Here is a 16552-nt window from a genome sequence, read left to right on the forward strand (position 1 = left end):
CATTTTAGGGCAAGAAAAACAACGCGATTTATTGTTAATACGCACCAAGGAGCAGTGTAGTGGACAAGAAAATATACCTAAAAGAGTTAAAGCGACTGCAGATCGAGCTAGTTACCTTGCAGCAATGGGTGCAGCATCATGGATTAAAGCTGGTAGTGCTGTTTGAAGGGCGTGATGCCGCCGGTAAAGGGGGCGCCATTAAACGCATCAGTGAAAAACTGAACCCCAGGGTATGTCGCATTGCTGCCCTACCCGCACCATCGGATCGCGAGCAAACCCAGTGGTATTTTCAACGCTACGTCAGCCACCTGCCGGCCAACGGTGAGATCGTGCTGTTTGATCGCAGCTGGTACAACCGCGCTGGGGTTGAACAGGTGATGAACTTTTGCAGCGACGAGGAGTACGAAGAGTTTTTGCGCTCCTGCCCCGAGTTTGAACGGATGCTGCTCCGCTCTGGCATCATTTTGCTGAAATATTGGTTTTCTGTTTCCGATGAAGAACAAGAACGGCGCTTCTTAGAGCGACTGAATGATCCATTAAAGCGCTGGAAATTCAGCCCAATGGATCTGCAATCTCGCAGCCGGTGGCAGCTGTACTCCGAAGCCAAGGATCGGATGTTTGCCCATACCGATACCCGCCATAGCCCTTGGTATGTGATCGACAGCGACGATAAGAAGAAGGCGCGCCTTAATTGCATTCGCCACCTGCTAAGCCAAATTGAATACCAACCGATCGCCACCGCACCAATCGAGCTGCCCGCGCTCGACAGCCGCGGCTACATACGGGCACCACTTGACCAACAAAACTGGGTAGAAGATCACTATGGTGATGATAACGAGTGAAAAAATCACCGTGATGAAAAAGTGATAAGTTCGTGAAAAGCGCTTGATAAAGCTTCCCTAGACTGAGCCTGACTTCAATAACCCAGCTCGGAGACTCTCGGATGAACCTCAAGCCTGTTTTACTGGCCACCGCACTGGCGGCCCCCTTTGCTCACGCTGCCACGGTCGATGTGCAACTCACCAATCTGAGCCAAGGGCTGTATTTCACCCCGCTGCTGATCAGCGCCCACGACGCCCAATATCAGCTGTTTAACGTTGGCAGCGCCGCCAGCCCAGAGCTAGCAGCCATGGCCGAAGGCGGCAGCTTGGATGGCCTTGTCACCCTTGCCGATAGCATCAGCGCAGTCAGCGCCGTGAATCCCGCGCAAGGGCTATTGATGCCCGCCACCAGCACCGACGCCAGCCTCAGTCTTGACGGCGATTACGTGCTGTCAGTAACGGCGATGATCCTGCCAAGTAACGACGGCTTTGTCGGCTTAAACAGCTGGCCGATCCCAACCGAACCGGGCACCTACACCCTGTACTTAAACGCCTATGACGCCGGTACCGAAGCCAACAACGAACTGCTGCTTGATGGCGCTGGCGCACCGGGCATGCTGGGCATGCCTGCGATCCCCGGCGGCTTAGGCGGCAGCGGCGGCACTGGGGTTACCACCACCGAAGCCACCCCAGTGGTGCACATTCACCGTGGCAGCCTCGGGGACAGCGATGCTAACGGCGGCGTTAGCGACATCAACAGCAGCGTCCACCGTTGGCTCAATCCTGTTGCCAAGCTCACCGTAACCGTTAGCGAATGATCGGAGGCCCCATGAAACGCACACCATTTATTGTGCTAACCACGTTGCTGCTGGCTGCGTGTAGCGACAGCGATAACAACAACGTTACCGATACACCAACGCCGCCAGCGCCATCCGCCAGCTACCAACTGACGCTGACCAACCTAACCTATGCCCAGCCGATGTCGCCATTGGCGGCGTACTTACACGATGGCAGTGTCAGCGCTTGGACCTTTGGTGCTCCGGCCAGCGTTGGCATCGAAACGCTGGCTGAATCCGGCGACGGCAGCCTTTGGCTCAGCGATGCTGAGGCGGCTGGGGCGATGATCAGTGCCAGCGGCGACGGCATCATCATGCCCGGCGCAGCGCAAACCATCAGCTTCACCGTGGCCAATGAAAATCCGCTGTACTTGAGCATGGCAACCATGTTGGTCAACAGTAATGACGCCTTTGCCGGTGCCGGTGCGTTGCACCTGAACTTGGCCATTGGCGAATCAATCAGCGGCTTTGCCCCCGTGTACGATGCCGGCACCGAAGCCAATAGCGAACTGGCGGCCACCATTCCTGGCCCGGCCGGTGGCGGTGCCGGCTTTGATCCCAGCCGAGATGACGTGGGCGATTACGTTGCGCGCCACGGCGGCATTGTGGGCGTGGATGACGGCAAAACCGATTCGGCGCTCAGCCATCAACACCGCTTTGACAGCCCCGTTGCTCGTTGGTCTGTAACAAGAACCGAGTAGCGCCGGTCTGATCCAGCACCCCAAGGCAATGCACCGCAACGCAGTCGGTTGCCGGTCACTACCCCGTGCGAGGATCTATGGCAACGCTACTGCTTATCGAAGATCAGCAAGACATTAACGACTTAATTGCACTCAACCTGAAAGCGCTCAACCACCAGGTTGAGTGCTGTCATAACGGTCGAATTGGCTACCAACGGGCTCGAACCGAACACTTTGATCTGATTGTGCTGGATCTGATGTTACCGGAAATGGATGGGCTGACCATCTGCCAGCAATTACGCCAGCAAGGCTGCAACACCCCCATTTTAATGCTTACCGCCCGCAGCAGTGAAACCGATCGGGTGGTGGGGCTCGAATCCGGCGCCGACGATTACCTCACCAAGCCATTCAGCGTGCGGGAATTGCAAGCGCGGGTAAAAGCGCAGCTGCGACGGGCGCAATTGACTCAAGCCGCTGCGCCTCAAGAGGAGGTGCTGCAATTGGGGGCGCTGCAACTGTGCCAACAACGTCGCCACGTCAGCATTGAACAAACGGCCATCGAGCTCACCTCCACCGAGTTTGATCTGCTCTATTTTTTAGCCCAGCAACCGGGGCGGGTCTTCAGCCGTGATGAACTGCTGAGCGGCATTTGGGGCTACCACCACAGCGGCTATCAACACACGGTTAATTCTCACATCAACCGCTTACGAGCCAAGTTAGAGCAAGGCGACCGCCACAACGCCTATGTACTGACGGTTTGGGGCGTGGGGTATAAATTTAATGATCAGCTTTAGCGTTCACTCTCTGTTTGGCCGCCTTGCGCTGGCGCTGTTGTGCGCCTTTGTGGTGATGGCCGGATTGCTGCTGTGGTTTAACCAGCAACTAGAGCAAAACTACCAAGCGGAAATAACCCAACGATTGCACCGCAACTTAGCCGAGCACATCGTGCACGAAGGGCCACTGTTTGTGGATGGTCAGCCGGATCCTACGGCGGTTGAACACGCCTTTCACAATATGATGATCTTGGGCAAAGGCTTTGAGTTTTATCTGCTTTCGCCCCAAGGCGAGATCCTGAACTTTTCAGCCCCAGCGGGCAAAGTGGTGCGCCAACGCCTGCCGCTGGCGGCCATCGAGCCGTTTTTTGCTGCGGAGTTAACTCTGCCCCTGCGCGGCCCCGATCCGCGCAACTTCGACCGCAATAAAATTTTCTCGGCCGCGCCGATCAACATCAACAACCAGCTGATGGGCTACCTCTACATCATCATCAACGGCGAAGCCTACGACAGCGTTGCCGCCACCGTCTCGGCGCAAAGCCGTTACTCTCAAGCCGCTTTGCTGCTCTTGGTGGCCATCGCTTTTTTGCTGCTGGCCCTGCTGGGCTTATTTGCGTGGCTAACCCGACCATTGCGTCAATTAGGGCAAGGCTTGCACCAGCTGCAACAACAGGGCTTTGACGGGCCATCATTACGGCTAAACCACGGCAGCAGTGGCGAAATGCAGCAGATCAATCACGCGTTTAATGCGTTGTCAGAGCGGCTGCAACGCCAGTACCAACAGGTAAAAAGCGTTGATGAGATGCGCCGCGAACTGCTCTCCCACGTGAGCCACGATCTGCGTACGCCATTGGCCGCACTGCAGGGCTATTTAGAAACTTGGCTGCTGCAACAACAGCAAGGCGATAACGCCGATCCGCAATACATCGAAATTGCCCACAGCAACGCCGAAAAAATTCATAAGCTGATTGATCAGTTGATGGAGTTAGCGCGTTTAGAAAGCGCTCAGGTGCCGATGAACATCGAAACCGTGGTGGTGGCTGAGCTCATCCAAGATGTGCTGCAAAAATATCAGCCCGCCGCGCAAGACAAACAGGTGCTGTTAGATGTGCAGCCCAAGGATCCCAGCTTGCGGGTGGCCGCCGACATCGAAAAGCTCGAACGGGTGTTCACCAACTTGGTGGATAATGCCCTGCGCCACTGCCACGCTGGCGACACCATCAGCGTGCGCTTATGCCCACAGCAGAACAACACCATCAGCATCACCGTCAGCGACAGCGGCATCGGCATTCCCGCCGCCGATCTGCCCCATGTGTTTGATCCCCATTACAAAGCCGCTAATTCGGTGCGCGGCGACAGCGCCCACAGCGGTTTAGGCTTGGCCATCACTCGTAAGCTATTGGCGCTGCATCAATCCACCATCGCGGTCAGCAGCCAAGTGCAGCAAGGCACCGAATTTCGTTTTGACTTAGAACGCGCTTAGATTGCCAGCGCTCTATCAGCCATCAAAAACGAGGCAACTGCCTCGATTTTGATGATTGCTGGCGGCCGACCGCATGGCGCAGCGGAACTATCGAATGATGTCCTGCACCTGCGAACGCTCAAGGTGGCGTACGTCTTTGCCCTTGACGTAATAGATGATGTATTCGCAGATGTTCTTGCAGCGATCGCCCACGCGTTCCAGCGCCCGCACCGCCCAGAGCACTTCCAGCACATGGGGGATTGAGCGTGGATCTTCCATCATAAAGGTCATCAGCTGGCGCACAACGCCTTCGTAGGCTTCGTCCAGCTTCACATCCTCTTCGTGAATGTGCATCGCCGCTTCCACGTCCATGCGCGCAAAGGCATCCAATACGTCGTGCAACATGCGCTGAGCGTGGCGCCCCATGCTGTCTAACGACGACAACATATTGCGAAAACGGCTGGTATCTTGCTGCTGCGCCAAACGGGCGATGCGCTCGGCGCTGTCGCCAATGCGTTCGAGCTCGGTAACCGCTTTGGAAATGGCCAACACCAAGCGCAGATCCGACGCCGCCGGTTGCCGCTTGGCAATAATGCGGGTGCACTCCTCATCGATGTTCACTTCCATGCTATTGACCTTGCGATCGCGCTCGATGATCTTGCCTGCTTCAACCCCATCGCCCCGTTGCAGCGCATCCAGCGCATCGGTGAGCTGCTGTTCAACTAAGCCGCCCATCGCCATCACGTTGTTGCGGATCTCCTCAAGCTCAGCGTTAAACTGACCCGAGATGTGCTTGCCAATATTCATGTGATCCATTGCTGCTCCTAGCCCATGCGTCCGGTGATGTAATCTTCGGTGCTTTTCATCGCGGGGGTGGTAAATAAGGTGTTGGTGTCGGTGTACTCAATCAGCTCGCCCATGTACATGTAGGCGGTGTTGTCCGAGACCCGCGCCGCTTGCTGCATGTTGTGGGTCACGATCACTACGGTGTAATCGCGTTTTAGGCCGGTGATCAACTCTTCAATAATGAGGGTAGAAAGCGGATCCAGTGCCGAGGTGGGTTCATCCAGCAGCAACACCTTGGGTTCAATCGCCAGTGCTCGGGCTATCACCAAACGCTGCTGCTGACCGCCAGATAAGCCAAAGGCGCTGTCGCTTAAGCGATCCTTCACTTCGTCCCACAACGCTGCCGCCTTTAAGCCTTTCTCTACCGCTTCATCTAAGCGGCGGCGATCGTTCACCCCTTGCAAACGCAGGCCATAAACCACGTTTTCATAAATCGATTTGGGGAACGGGTTGGGGCGCTGAAACACCATGCCCACATTACGACGCAGCGCCGCCACGTCCACCCGACGGTGGTAGATGTCTTTATTATCCAGTTCGATTTTGCCATCGATGTGGCAATCGTCGATCAGATCATTCATCCGGTTTAAGCAGCGCAACAAGGTGGATTTACCGCAACCACTGGGGCCAATAAAGGCGGTAATTTGATTACGCGGGATCTTCATGCTGATGCCGTTGAGCGCGGTTTTATCGCCGTAACGCAAACTCAGCTCTTGGATCCGAAACGCGGTTTGCTGCTCTGACAGATCCGCCAAGTCCAAGCTGTTGGCGCTAAGCAAATCTGTGTCTATCGATAACATAGCTGTGGCCCTGTCGACTGATGGTCAAAAATGGGTGGTCAAAATAAGTAATGAACATTAGTGATCTAAATGACGGTAGCGTTCACGCAAGTGGTTACGTACGCCAATGGCGGTTAAATTCAGCGCAACAATCACCGACACCAACAAAAACGCGGTGGCGTACACCAGCGGGCGTGTTGCTTCCACATTGGGGCTTTGAAAGCCCACATCGTAGATATGAAAGCCCAGATGCATAAACTTGCGCTCTAGGTGCACAAAGGGGAAATTGCCGTCCATCGGCAGCTGAGGCGCCAGTTTCACCACCCCCACCAGCATCAATGGCGCCACTTCGCCGGCGGCGCGCGCCACGGCCAATATCAGTCCGGTCATGATGGCCGGGCTGGCCATCGGCAACACCAGCCGCCACAGGGTTTCCGCCTTGGTGGCGCCCAACGCTAAGCTGCCGTGGCGAACCGAATGGGGGATCCGCGCTAAGCCCTCCTCGGTGGAGACAATCACCACCGGCAGGGTCAGTATGGCCAGCGTTAACGCCGACCACAGCACCCCCGGCGTGCCGAACGTGGGGCTTGGTAGGGCTTCCGCATAAAACAGCTGATCCAAGCTGCCGCCAACCACATACACAAAGAAACCAAGACCAAACACCCCATACACTATCGAAGGCACCCCCGCGAGGTTGATCACCGCAATGCGGATCACTCGGGTAAGCAACCCCTTGCCCGCGTATTCGTGCAGATACACCGCCGCCAGCACCCCAAATGGGGTCACAATCACCGCCATCAACAACACCATAAACACCGTGCCGAAGATGGCGGGGTAAACGCCCCCTTCGGTGTTGGCTTCCCGCGGTTCTTCGCTGACAAAACGCCACACCCCGTGCAGCCAATGGTTCAGCTTTTGGTACCAACTCATGCGGTTAGGAAAGTGCACCTGCACCACTTGCGCCAAGGGAATAACCACTTGCTCGCCACGCATGTCTTGCACCAGCAGTTGATCCCGCGTTGCCAACTGGCGGTATTGCAACAGCTGCTGTTCTTGCTGTTGGTATTGCCGCTGCAGTGCCTGTTGTTGTTGCTCTATCTGCGCCAACGCCGCAGCGCTATCAGTGCCATCCAGCACCTGTTTTCGTTGCTGTAAGCGCAGCTTCTCTAATTGAAAATTGATGCGGCCGATGTCGTCCCGTTGCAGTGCGCTGGCCTGAGCATTGAGCGTTTGGGCCTCGTCCACCGCCGTTTCCAACCACGGCAAAATCGCATCACCTTGGTAGTGGTTGCCGTTGTATTGCAGCTGCACAATGTCGCCATAAAAGTTGCCATTGTTGCGCCGTTCAATCACCGCCACGGATCCGGGGGTGGTTTCGCTCAGCACATGGGGTAACCATACCCAGCGAAAATCCAGCGGCACATATTCACGGTTGCCGGTTTTCACCAGCATCCGCTCGACCCCTTGCCCTTGCTGGGCAAATGTCAGCCCCGCATCCGCCAGCACCTCGGCGCTGACCTGCTCTCGCTCGTAGCGTTCACCAATAACGGTGTAGGGCTGGCCTTGGGGATCTTGCAGCTGCCATTGGTACACCGGCGCTGGCCAAAAATAGATTAAGCCGCGCCAAGCGATCAGGCACAACAAGCCTAATACCGACAGCAACGACAGGCTGACTGCGCCGCTGGTTAGCCAGATCCAAGGGCTGCCGGATTTGATCCACCGTTTCATCTACCCGCCCCTACAGTGATGAGTACTTCTGGCGCAGGTGCTGACGCACCAATTCGGCCACAGTATTAAAAATAAAGGTGAACACAAACAGCACCAAGGCGGTAAGAAACAACACCCGATAGTGGCTGCTGCCGATGGCCGACTCGGGCATTTCGATCGCAATGTTGGCGGCTAAGGTACGCATGCCTTCAAACGGGTTCCATTTCATCAAGGCGGTATTGCCGGTGGCCATCAGCACTATCATGGTTTCGCCAACAGCGCGGCCAAAGCCCATCATCACCGCCGAGAAGATCCCCGGGCTGGCGGTCAGTAACACCACTCGCGTTAAGGTTTGCCACTGGGTTGCCCCCAGCGCCAACGAGCCGTTAACCAGATGCCGTGGCACCGAGAAGATCGCGTCTTCGGCAATCGAAAAAATGGTGGGGATCACCGCAAAGCCCATGGCCAACCCCACCACCAAGGCGTTGCGCTGATCAAAAGGAATGTTCAGCGTATTAGTCACAAAGGCGCGGCCATCGCCGCCCATAAACCACTGCTCGGCCAACGGGCTAAAGGCAAAACAGCCCCAGCACACCAAGATCAGCAACGGCAGTAACAGCAGTTCTCGGTATTGCAGCAGCGGCCGCTCTTGGATTGAAGCCGGTAACTTTTGCCAACCCCAAGCCACCAGCAGGATTGTCAGCGGCAGCATCAGCAACAGCAGCAAGACCCCGGGCAAGTTGGCCTCAACAATGGGCGCTAACCACAGCCCCGCCAAGAAGCCCAAAATCACCGTTGGCAATGCTTCCATGATCTCAATGGTGGGTTTCACTAACGCCCGCACTTTGGCGGTCATGAAGTAGGCGGTGTAGATGGCGCCACTGATGGCGATAGGCACCGCAAACAGCATCGCGTACAGCGCCGCTTTCATGGTGCCAAACACCAACGGCATAACGCTTAACTTGGCTTCAAAATCGTCCGAGCCCGACGTCGACTGCCACAGGTAGTCTGGCTCGGGGTAGCCTTCGTACCACAGCGGTTGCCACAGGGCGCGCCACGACACCTCGGGGTGTTCGTTACGCAGCGTCATCATACTAATACGATCGCCTAACTCCACGATAAGACCATTGCCAGCGGGGGCAAATGCCATCGCTTGCACGGGCTGCTCCAACGACTGAGATAACAACTCTTGCCCTGAAGTGGCGTGCCACAAGGTGATGCCGCCGTTGTCATCGCCCACCGCAAAGGTGCGTCGAAAATACTCGCTGGCCAGCGTGCGCGCCGCTTGGCCGTTATCGAACTGGCGGATCCGCCGGTATTGGCGCCCATCGTCACCTCGGGTTTCAAACCACTGCGAGACGGTTCCGGCTTCGGTTGCCACTAACAGCGAACTGGCACCGGCCAGCAAGGCGATGTCGCTAATAAGACCACCACCGTGCTCCAGCCGCTGCGGCTGCGTTAGCCCGTTCGCATCAGTCAATCGCCAGATCTGCACTTGGTTATCGGCCAGTACAAACAGCTGTTGCTGATCTGGGGTAAGCAGCAGTTTGTCCACTTGCACGGGCAGCTGAGGCAGCTCGACATCACTGCGCTGCCACTGGTGCTTATCGCTAATGAAATCCACGCTGGCGTGAAAGCGGGTTAGGTGCCACGCCTGATCCCCGCCTTGCCACAGCAACGACAGCTGTTCATCACTGGCGGCAAAGGCCAAATTGGCGATCCGTCGCCCCTGCTTGTCCAGCTGCAACTGCTGCGGCCCCAAGGGGTAGGTTAAAATGGGGGTGCTGCTGCGAATGTCGTTGGGATAACTGATCTCAAAGCTCGGTTTGGCAATGATCACCTGACCATTAGAGAGGCCATAGGCAACGGTTTCAGCGGCCGCATGGGCGCTGGCAATGGCGCTGATCTCGACCCCGTTTTGCAAAGACAACTGCCGTGATTGGTGGGCACCGGAAACATGGTAGAACTCGGCGGTGCCATCGGTGGTAAGCCGATAACCGTACTGGCGCGATTCCTCAATGCCCAGCAAGGCCGTTTGCCCCGGCGACAGCTTGGCACTACTAAAACGTGGGCTGATGCTGGCACTCAAAAAGGTTGGCGCCACCACATACAACAGATAGAAAAAGATCAGCAGCAACGCGATCAGCACCAGCGAACCACCACCGATGATCCCCAGGCGCGCTAATTTGTCTTTGAGCAAACGCCGCCGACTGCTGAGCAGAAGATCTGCTGCTTTCGATTCCATCTGAGCCTATATACCTAACTTGAAGGGCTGCCAATATATGTCGTTTATGTGACAGTTGGATTACAACCACGCTTGGCTGAATTGATCCCAGTATAAAGCCAATAGTGTTACCGTATTTAGGCGCCAATACGATAATCATTTTACCGGCCGACAGGCAACAAACTAAACTCAGATATCAATGGGTTGTCATCTGCTTGCCACACTGCTGCCACAGTATTTAGCGCGGTCTACTCCCCCCAATTTTGATGAGGTTCTGCCGGTGTTGTCTTCCAATCAAACGATGGAAAAAGAGCTCAGTTGGCTCAGCTTTAATGCTCGGGTATTGCAAGAGGCCGCCGACGAACACACCCCGTTAATTGAGCGGGTGCGATTTTTGGGGATCTTCTCTAACAATCAAGATGAGTTCTTTCGAGTGCGGGTGGCCGGATTACGACGCCGTATTCTGATTGAAGAGTCCCGCGGTGGCGGCGAAGCGGCGCGCACTCTGTTGGCCGACATCAACCAGCGCGTGCTGGCGTTGCAAGCGCAGTTTGATGAGATCTACCAACGGCTGATTGTTGACTTGGCCCGCCGTAATATCTTCTTGGTTAACGAAACCCAGCTCAGTGACGAACACAAAAGCTGGTTGAATCAGCATTTTCGCGACAAGATCCGCCGCCATATCATCCCCATTTTGCTGGGCAACGACGCCAACGCCAACATCGAACACAACCTTGAGGACGGCCTGACCTATTTGGTGGCAGAGATCCGCCATCAACAGCAGCTGCAATACGCCTTTATTCCGGTGCCATCCGACAAACTGCCGCGCTTTGTGCATCTGCCCTCGCCTTCGGCCAGCAAACCGCGCACCACGTTAATTCTGCTGGATAACATCATTCGTCACTGCGTAAACGATCTGTTTGCGGGGATCATCCCCTTTGATCAGATCCAGTGCTTCTCGATGAAGCTAACCCGCGATGCCGAATACGATCTGTCCAACGAGATTGATCTTACCCTGATCGAAAAGATGTCGTCGGGCTTAAAGCAGCGCCTGACCGCCGAGCCGGTGCGGCTGGTGTACGACCGAGAAATGCCGCAAGCGATGCTGGATATGTTGGTACAACAGCTCGGTGCCAGCAACTACGACAGCGTTACCCCCGGTGGCCGTTATCATAACTTTCGTGATTTCATCGAATTTCCCAACCCCGGTCGCAAATACCTTGAACACGACAAGCTGCCGCCCATTTCGTCCGCACAGTTTACCCACTACGCCACCGCCTTCGAGGCGATCAGCGCCGACGACATCCTGCTGCACTACCCCTATCACCGCTTTGCCCACTTGGTGGAATGGCTGCGCCAAGCCGCCTACGATCCGCAAGTGCGGGCGATTAAGCTCAACATCTACCGCGCCGCCAAACGCTCGCAGGTGCTCAGTGCCCTGATTGAAGCGGTCAAAAATGGCAAAGAGGTCACGGTGGTGGTTGAGCTTGCCGCCCGTTTTGATGAAGAGGCCAACATCGAATGGGCCAAGATCCTCACCGATGCTGGCGTGCGAGTCAGCTTTGGCGTGCCGTCGTTAAAGGTGCATTCGAAACTGGCGCTGATCAGCCGCATTGAACAGGGCGAAATGGTGCATTACGCCCACATCGGCACCGGCAACTTCAATGAAAAAACCGCCAAGATCTACACCGATTTGGCGCTGTTCACTAAGGATCCGCAGATCACCGCCGACGTGGCCACCGTCTTTAACTTTATTGAACACCCCTATCGCCGCGCCAAGTTGCAGCATCTGCTGGTGTCGCCCATTGATGCACGCCGTAAGCTGTATCGCCTCATCGACCGCGAGATCCAAAACAAGTTAGCGGGTAAGAACGCCGGCATCACGCTCAAAATCAATAACTTGGTGGATTCTGGCCTGATCAAGCGGCTCTACGATGCCTCTCGCAACGGGGTTGGGGTTAAATTGATCATCCGTGGCATGTGCGCGCTGCTTACAGAGCAGCCCGGCAGCTCTGACAACATCGAAGCCATTTCGGTGATCGACCGCTTTTTAGAGCACCCACGGATCATGGTGTTTGCCAACGACGACGATCCCAAGGTGTTCATCAGCAGCGGCGACTGGATGAGCCGTAACCTCGACAATCGGGTTGAGGTGGGCTGCCCCATCTATTCCCCCCGGCTAAAACAGCAGATCATTGATATGCTTACTATCCAGTGGAACGACACCCAAAAAGCACGCCGTATCGATCGCAACCAAAGCAATCCCTACGTTAAACGGGGCAAGCGCAAGAAGCTTCGCAGCCAAGTGGCCACCTACCACTACCTGCTAGAGCAAGAGTCGCGCTACCCGCCCGCCAGCAAGGAATAGAGTGCACAACCATGTCACACGCCCGCGTTGGCGACACCATTGCCGCCATTGATTTAGGTTCCAACAGTTTTCATCTGGCCATCGCTCGGATCTTGGAAAACCGAGTGCAGATGCTGCACCGGATCAAGCAACGGGTGCAGCTTGCACAAGGCATGGATCAACAGGGCAATCTGGCGGACGACGCCATCGAACGCGGCCTTGACTGCCTGCGCCAGTTTGCCCAACACCTGGTCGCCAGTGACATCAGCGACATTCGCGTGGTGGCCACCTACGCCCTACGCAGCGCCCCCAATCGGCAACGCTTTGTGCAACCCGCAGAGCAGATCCTCGCTACCCCCGTCGAGGTGATCGCCGGCAGCGAAGAAGCCCGATTGATTTTCCAAGGGGTGGCGCAATCGTTGGAACTTGACGGCAACAGCTTGGTTATCGACATCGGCGGCGGCTCCACCGAACTGATCATTGGCCAAGGCCGCAGCCCGAAACTGATGGAGTCGGTCAACATGGGCTGCGTCAGTTTTCATGATCGTTTCTTCGCCACCAACAAACTCAGCAGTAAAGGGGTTAACCGCGCCATTGTGGCCGCACAGCAGCAGTTAGAGCCCTTGCTCGAACGCTACCACCGTTTGGGTTGGCAGCAGGTCATTGGTTGCTCTGGCACCATCAAGGCGCTGCAACAACTGTGCAGTGATGGCGACCAATCCCAGCCGTTAGAACGTGAGCAACTCGAACAGCTGCGCCAACAGTTGATAGACGGCCACCCCGCCACCACGGACGCCCTGAACCAGTTGCCGGAATCGCGGCGTAAGGTGATCCCCGCTGGATTGGCGGTGTTGTTGGCCTGTTTTCGCAGCCTCGAATTAACGCCGCTGCGCTTTAGCAGTGCCGCCCTGCGCGAAGGGGTAATTGTAGAGATGGCGGGGGAACAGGATCACGACTCCATCTGCCGTGAAACCGTTGCCGCAATGGAGCGGTTGCATCATGTTGATACCAGCCACGGCAAGCAGGTGGCCAAAAGCGCCAGCGCCTTCTTTAAAAGCTCACCCTGCCACAACGCCCCCATGCAGCGGTTGCTGAAATGGGCCGCGCGCTTGTTAGAGGTGGGCTTATCACTGAATTTTCGCGGGATGCACCGCCACAGCGGCTATATCCTCAGCAACAGCAACCTGCCTGGCTTTACCGTAGAGCAGCAACAACTGCTGGGTTGGTTAGGGCGCTTTCAACGCAAGCGGTTGGACGAATGCCAACCGCTGCTGCTGCAACTGGCGGATCCCCTTAGCCAGCAGCACTTGTTGGTGTCGTTGCGGCTGGCGGCGCTCTGGCATCTGGGGCGGCGTCATCAAATGGCGATGCCCAACGTACACTGGCACCCCAATAAACTGGTGCTGTCACTGCCGTTTAACAGCGACGAGGAACCATTGTTGTGGGCGGATCTGGAACAAGAACAGCGGCAACTGCAACAAATCGACTGGCAATTAGAATTGCACCAACGGCCGCCAGCGGCGCACTAAGGGCGGCTTTTAGCCCCACAAAGGTCAAACACTCAAGTCTGCCGCTAATAGCCGCAGCCAAGATGCCCTCAAACCAAGGCCTAAGCAGCGTTACGGCGCGGTGTTACGGCGCCAGGGTTATGCCAACCTTAGCCAGATCCCGCGCCACCACTGCCGCAGGCACCGGCATGTAGCCCTCTTTGGCGACCACCTGCTGCCCTTGTGCCGACAGGATGTACGTTAAAAACTCCGCCACCAGCGGTTCCAACGGTCGATTGGGGTGTTTGTTGACATAGAGGTACAGGTAGCGGCTCAGGGGATAGCGACCGGCGGCGGCGTTATCTCGATTCGCTGCAATAAAGTCGCCTCCCTTGCTGGCGATCGGCACCGCCTTCACCCCCGCGGTTTGATAGCCAATGCCCGAATAGCCGATGGCGTTGATCGAGGTCGCGACCGATTGCACCACCGAGGCCGATCCCGGCTGCTCATTAACCGAAGCATTAAAGTCGCCGTTGCACAGCGCCTTTTTCTTAAAATAACCGTAGGTGCCAGAAACCGAATTGCGCCCATAAAGCTGAATGTCGCGCTGGTGCCAATTGCCGCTTAACCCCAGTTCACCCCAACGCTGATGGCTGTCGCCACCGCATTGCTGCGTGGCGGAAAACAGCCCATCCACCTGCGCCACGGTCAGCCCAGTGATGGGGTTGTCTTTATGAACAAACACCGCTAACGCATCAATCGCCACCCGCACCGCCGTGGGCGGATAACCATGAAGCTTCACAAAGGCATCCCGTTCGTTGGGCTTCATTTTCCGGCTCATCGGCCCAAACTGACTGGTGCCCTCAGCCAAAGCCGGTGGCGCAGTGGAGGATCCCGCCGCTTGCACTTGCGGGTTGATGTTGGGGTAAAACTGACGAAACTGCTCCGCCCATAAGGTCATGATGTTGGCCAGCGTATCTGATCCCACCGACGACAGGTTGCCCGAGACGCCACTGCGCTTTTGGTATGGCGTTAGGGTGGGATCCGCCGCGGCGTGGGCGGCCAAACTTAAGCTGCTGGCGATAAAGGCAATGGCCAGCAGCCGCGAGGCGCGTTTCATGAGGGCACTCCCGTGCTCAACTGGGGGTGAGGGAAATTTGCAGCCGCTGATGTAACCAACCACAGCGTTAGGCCTGCAAGGATTGTTTGGCGTGCATCACCGCCGGCAGTTCAAACCAGAAGCGGCTGCCAACCCCCAGATCCGAGTGGATCTGCAGCTGGCTATTATGGTGACTGAGCGCGTGCTTAACGATGGCCAACCCAAGGCCACTGCCGCCGGTATCGCGAGAGCGAGCGCGATCCACCCGATAGAAGCGTTCCGTTAGCCGCGGCAGATGTTCTGGGGCGATCCCCTCGCCGCCGTCGCTAACGCTAAAGCAAGGGCGATCGCCCTCAAGCTGCCAATGCACGGTAATGGTGGCACCGTCGTCGCTGTAGCGCACCGCATTTTGCACTAAATTGGCGCAGGCACTGTGCAGCTGCATCTCATCACCAAACACCTGCAACTGGCTGTCCACCACAAACTGCAGCTGGTGGCGACCATTGGACAGCTCTAGCGCTTCTTGTTCAACGCGCTGCAAGATGGCGGGCATATCCGCCTTGTGTTCAAAATCGATGTCAGTAGCCGATTCGATCCGCGACAACACCAGCAACCGATCCACCAAGCTTTTCATGCGCTGCGATTGCTCTTCCATCGCCGCATACTGCTTGGCCATCATCGAGTCCGGCTCGGCGGTCATCTGCATGATCTCAACGTAACCTTGCAATACCGTTAATGGGGTTTTCAGTTCATGGGACACATTCGCCACAAAGTCGCGGCGCATCTCTTCCAGTTGCCGCACTCGGGTGATATCCCGGGCAATCAACAGGTGCTGGCTGTCGCCGTACGCCATGATGCGGATCTCCAAGATCCGATCGTCATTGAGTGGCGACACCAGTTCAAGGGATTCGCTGAAGTCCCGCTTATGCCAATAGCGCACAAAACGGGGGTGACGCACCAAGTTGTGGATGCGATTACCGCCATCTTTCGGCCAGCGCACCCCCAATAAGTGTTCAGCCAGATTATTGCTCCACTGGATCTGCCCTTCCGAGCCCAGCACCAAGGTGGCATCAGGCAGCGCTTCTGCGCCTTCGCGAAAGCGGGTCAGCATCCGCGCGAGGTGGGCCCGACGACGACGGTTTTTGCCTTGCAAGCGGTAGATGCCGTTAAAGATCGGCTCCCAGCTGCCACTGCCGTGGGGCGGGGTTAGGCTGCGCTCGCGCCACAACCAGTTGGCCAAGCGCAATAGGTGGCGGTAATGCCACAACAGCAGCGCCCAAGTGGCCGCCAGCAGCATCCACGGCAGCAGATCCAGGGTCATTCCAACTATCACGAAGGGCAGAAACCACAACAGCAATCGGATCAGCAAGCGCGAACGGGAATACTCTTCAAACATGGATCTACTCTATCGGTTGCTTTGGCAAGGCCGTGTTCGCTGGCGTTAAGCAGTAACTTCAGCCGTCATCCCCCTAAACAGCCAGCGAATGCCGATGG

Annotated in this window: 13 protein-coding genes; 7 read left to right on the forward strand and 6 right to left on the reverse strand. The window is 56.5% G+C overall.

The genetic code is table 11. The features are described from left to right. The first annotated feature begins 59 nt into the window (after nt 1-59). The 5 genes from ppk2 (at nt 60) to Q0796_RS02255 (ending at nt 4593) form a co-directional block, all read left to right on the forward strand. On the forward strand, nt 60-842 hold the full coding sequence (gene ppk2 / locus Q0796_RS02235; RefSeq protein WP_298439851.1) for a polyphosphate kinase 2: 783 nt from the start codon (nt 60-62) through the stop codon (nt 840-842). 101 nt (nt 843-943) lie between these two features. Next, nucleotides 944-1639 (forward strand): spondin domain-containing protein, encoded by a 696-nt coding sequence (locus tag Q0796_RS02240; RefSeq protein WP_298439853.1) that lies wholly within the window; start codon nt 944-946, stop codon nt 1637-1639. A gap of 11 nt (nt 1640-1650) precedes the next feature. Then, nucleotides 1651-2358, forward strand: coding sequence for a spondin domain-containing protein (locus Q0796_RS02245; protein WP_298439855.1), 708 nt, complete (start codon nt 1651-1653; stop codon nt 2356-2358). Between the two features lie 77 nt (nt 2359-2435). Continuing rightward, on the forward strand, nt 2436-3131 hold the full coding sequence (locus Q0796_RS02250) for a response regulator transcription factor (protein ID WP_298439857.1): 696 nt from the start codon (nt 2436-2438) through the stop codon (nt 3129-3131). Beyond that, nucleotides 3118-4593: a HAMP domain-containing sensor histidine kinase gene (locus tag Q0796_RS02255; protein ID WP_298439859.1), complete on the forward strand. Its 1476-nt coding sequence runs from the start codon at nt 3118-3120 to the stop codon at nt 4591-4593. The genes Q0796_RS02250 and Q0796_RS02255 overlap by 14 nt, the downstream gene beginning before the upstream one ends. A gap of 87 nt (nt 4594-4680) precedes the next feature. On the opposite strand, the gene phoU is transcribed toward Q0796_RS02255, so the two are convergent. From phoU to Q0796_RS02275, 4 genes are read right to left on the reverse strand one after another with little or no spacing between them, the layout of a single operon-like run. Beyond that, entirely contained in the window at nt 4681-5388 is a 708-nt protein-coding gene (phoU, locus tag Q0796_RS02260) for a phosphate signaling complex protein PhoU (RefSeq protein WP_298439861.1), read from the reverse strand. Nucleotides 5389-5396: 8 nt separating this feature from the next. Continuing rightward, nucleotides 5397-6215, reverse strand: coding sequence for a phosphate ABC transporter ATP-binding protein PstB (gene pstB / locus Q0796_RS02265; RefSeq protein WP_298439863.1), 819 nt, complete (start codon nt 6213-6215; stop codon nt 5397-5399). 57 nt (nt 6216-6272) lie between these two features. Continuing rightward, entirely contained in the window at nt 6273-7922 is a 1650-nt protein-coding gene (pstA, locus tag Q0796_RS02270; protein WP_298439865.1) for a phosphate ABC transporter permease PstA, read from the reverse strand. Nucleotides 7923-7932: 10 nt separating this feature from the next. Continuing rightward, nucleotides 7933-10146, reverse strand: coding sequence for an ABC transporter permease subunit (locus Q0796_RS02275; protein WP_298439866.1), 2214 nt, complete (start codon nt 10144-10146; stop codon nt 7933-7935). A gap of 259 nt (nt 10147-10405) precedes the next feature. On the opposite strand from Q0796_RS02275, the gene ppk1 reads away from it, so the two are divergent. After that, the gene (gene ppk1, locus Q0796_RS02280) at nt 10406-12493 is read left to right on the forward strand and encodes a polyphosphate kinase 1 (protein ID WP_298439868.1); all 2088 of its coding nucleotides are present in this window, start codon (nt 10406-10408) and stop codon (nt 12491-12493) included. A gap of 11 nt (nt 12494-12504) precedes the next feature. Then, nucleotides 12505-14001 carry an exopolyphosphatase gene (gene ppx / locus Q0796_RS02285; protein WP_298439870.1) on the forward strand — a complete coding sequence of 499 codons (1497 nt, stop codon included), beginning with the start codon at nt 12505-12507 and terminating at the stop codon, nt 13999-14001. Between the two features lie 103 nt (nt 14002-14104). Here the strand turns inward: ppx and Q0796_RS02290 are convergent, their stop codons facing one another. Both Q0796_RS02290 and phoR read right to left on the reverse strand, forming a co-directional pair. Then, nucleotides 14105-15079 (reverse strand): phosphate ABC transporter substrate-binding protein, encoded by a 975-nt coding sequence (locus Q0796_RS02290; RefSeq protein WP_298439871.1) that lies wholly within the window; start codon nt 15077-15079, stop codon nt 14105-14107. A 67-nt stretch (nt 15080-15146) separates the two neighbouring features. Further along, a complete protein-coding gene (gene phoR, locus Q0796_RS02295; RefSeq protein ID WP_298439873.1) occupies nt 15147-16454 on the reverse strand; it encodes a phosphate regulon sensor histidine kinase PhoR in 1308 nt (435 codons plus the stop codon). Nucleotides 16455-16552 lie beyond the last annotated feature (98 nt).

The sequence above is a fragment of the uncultured Ferrimonas sp. genome (genome assembly GCF_947489035.1).
Taxonomy (GTDB): domain Bacteria; phylum Pseudomonadota; class Gammaproteobacteria; order Enterobacterales; family Shewanellaceae; genus Ferrimonas.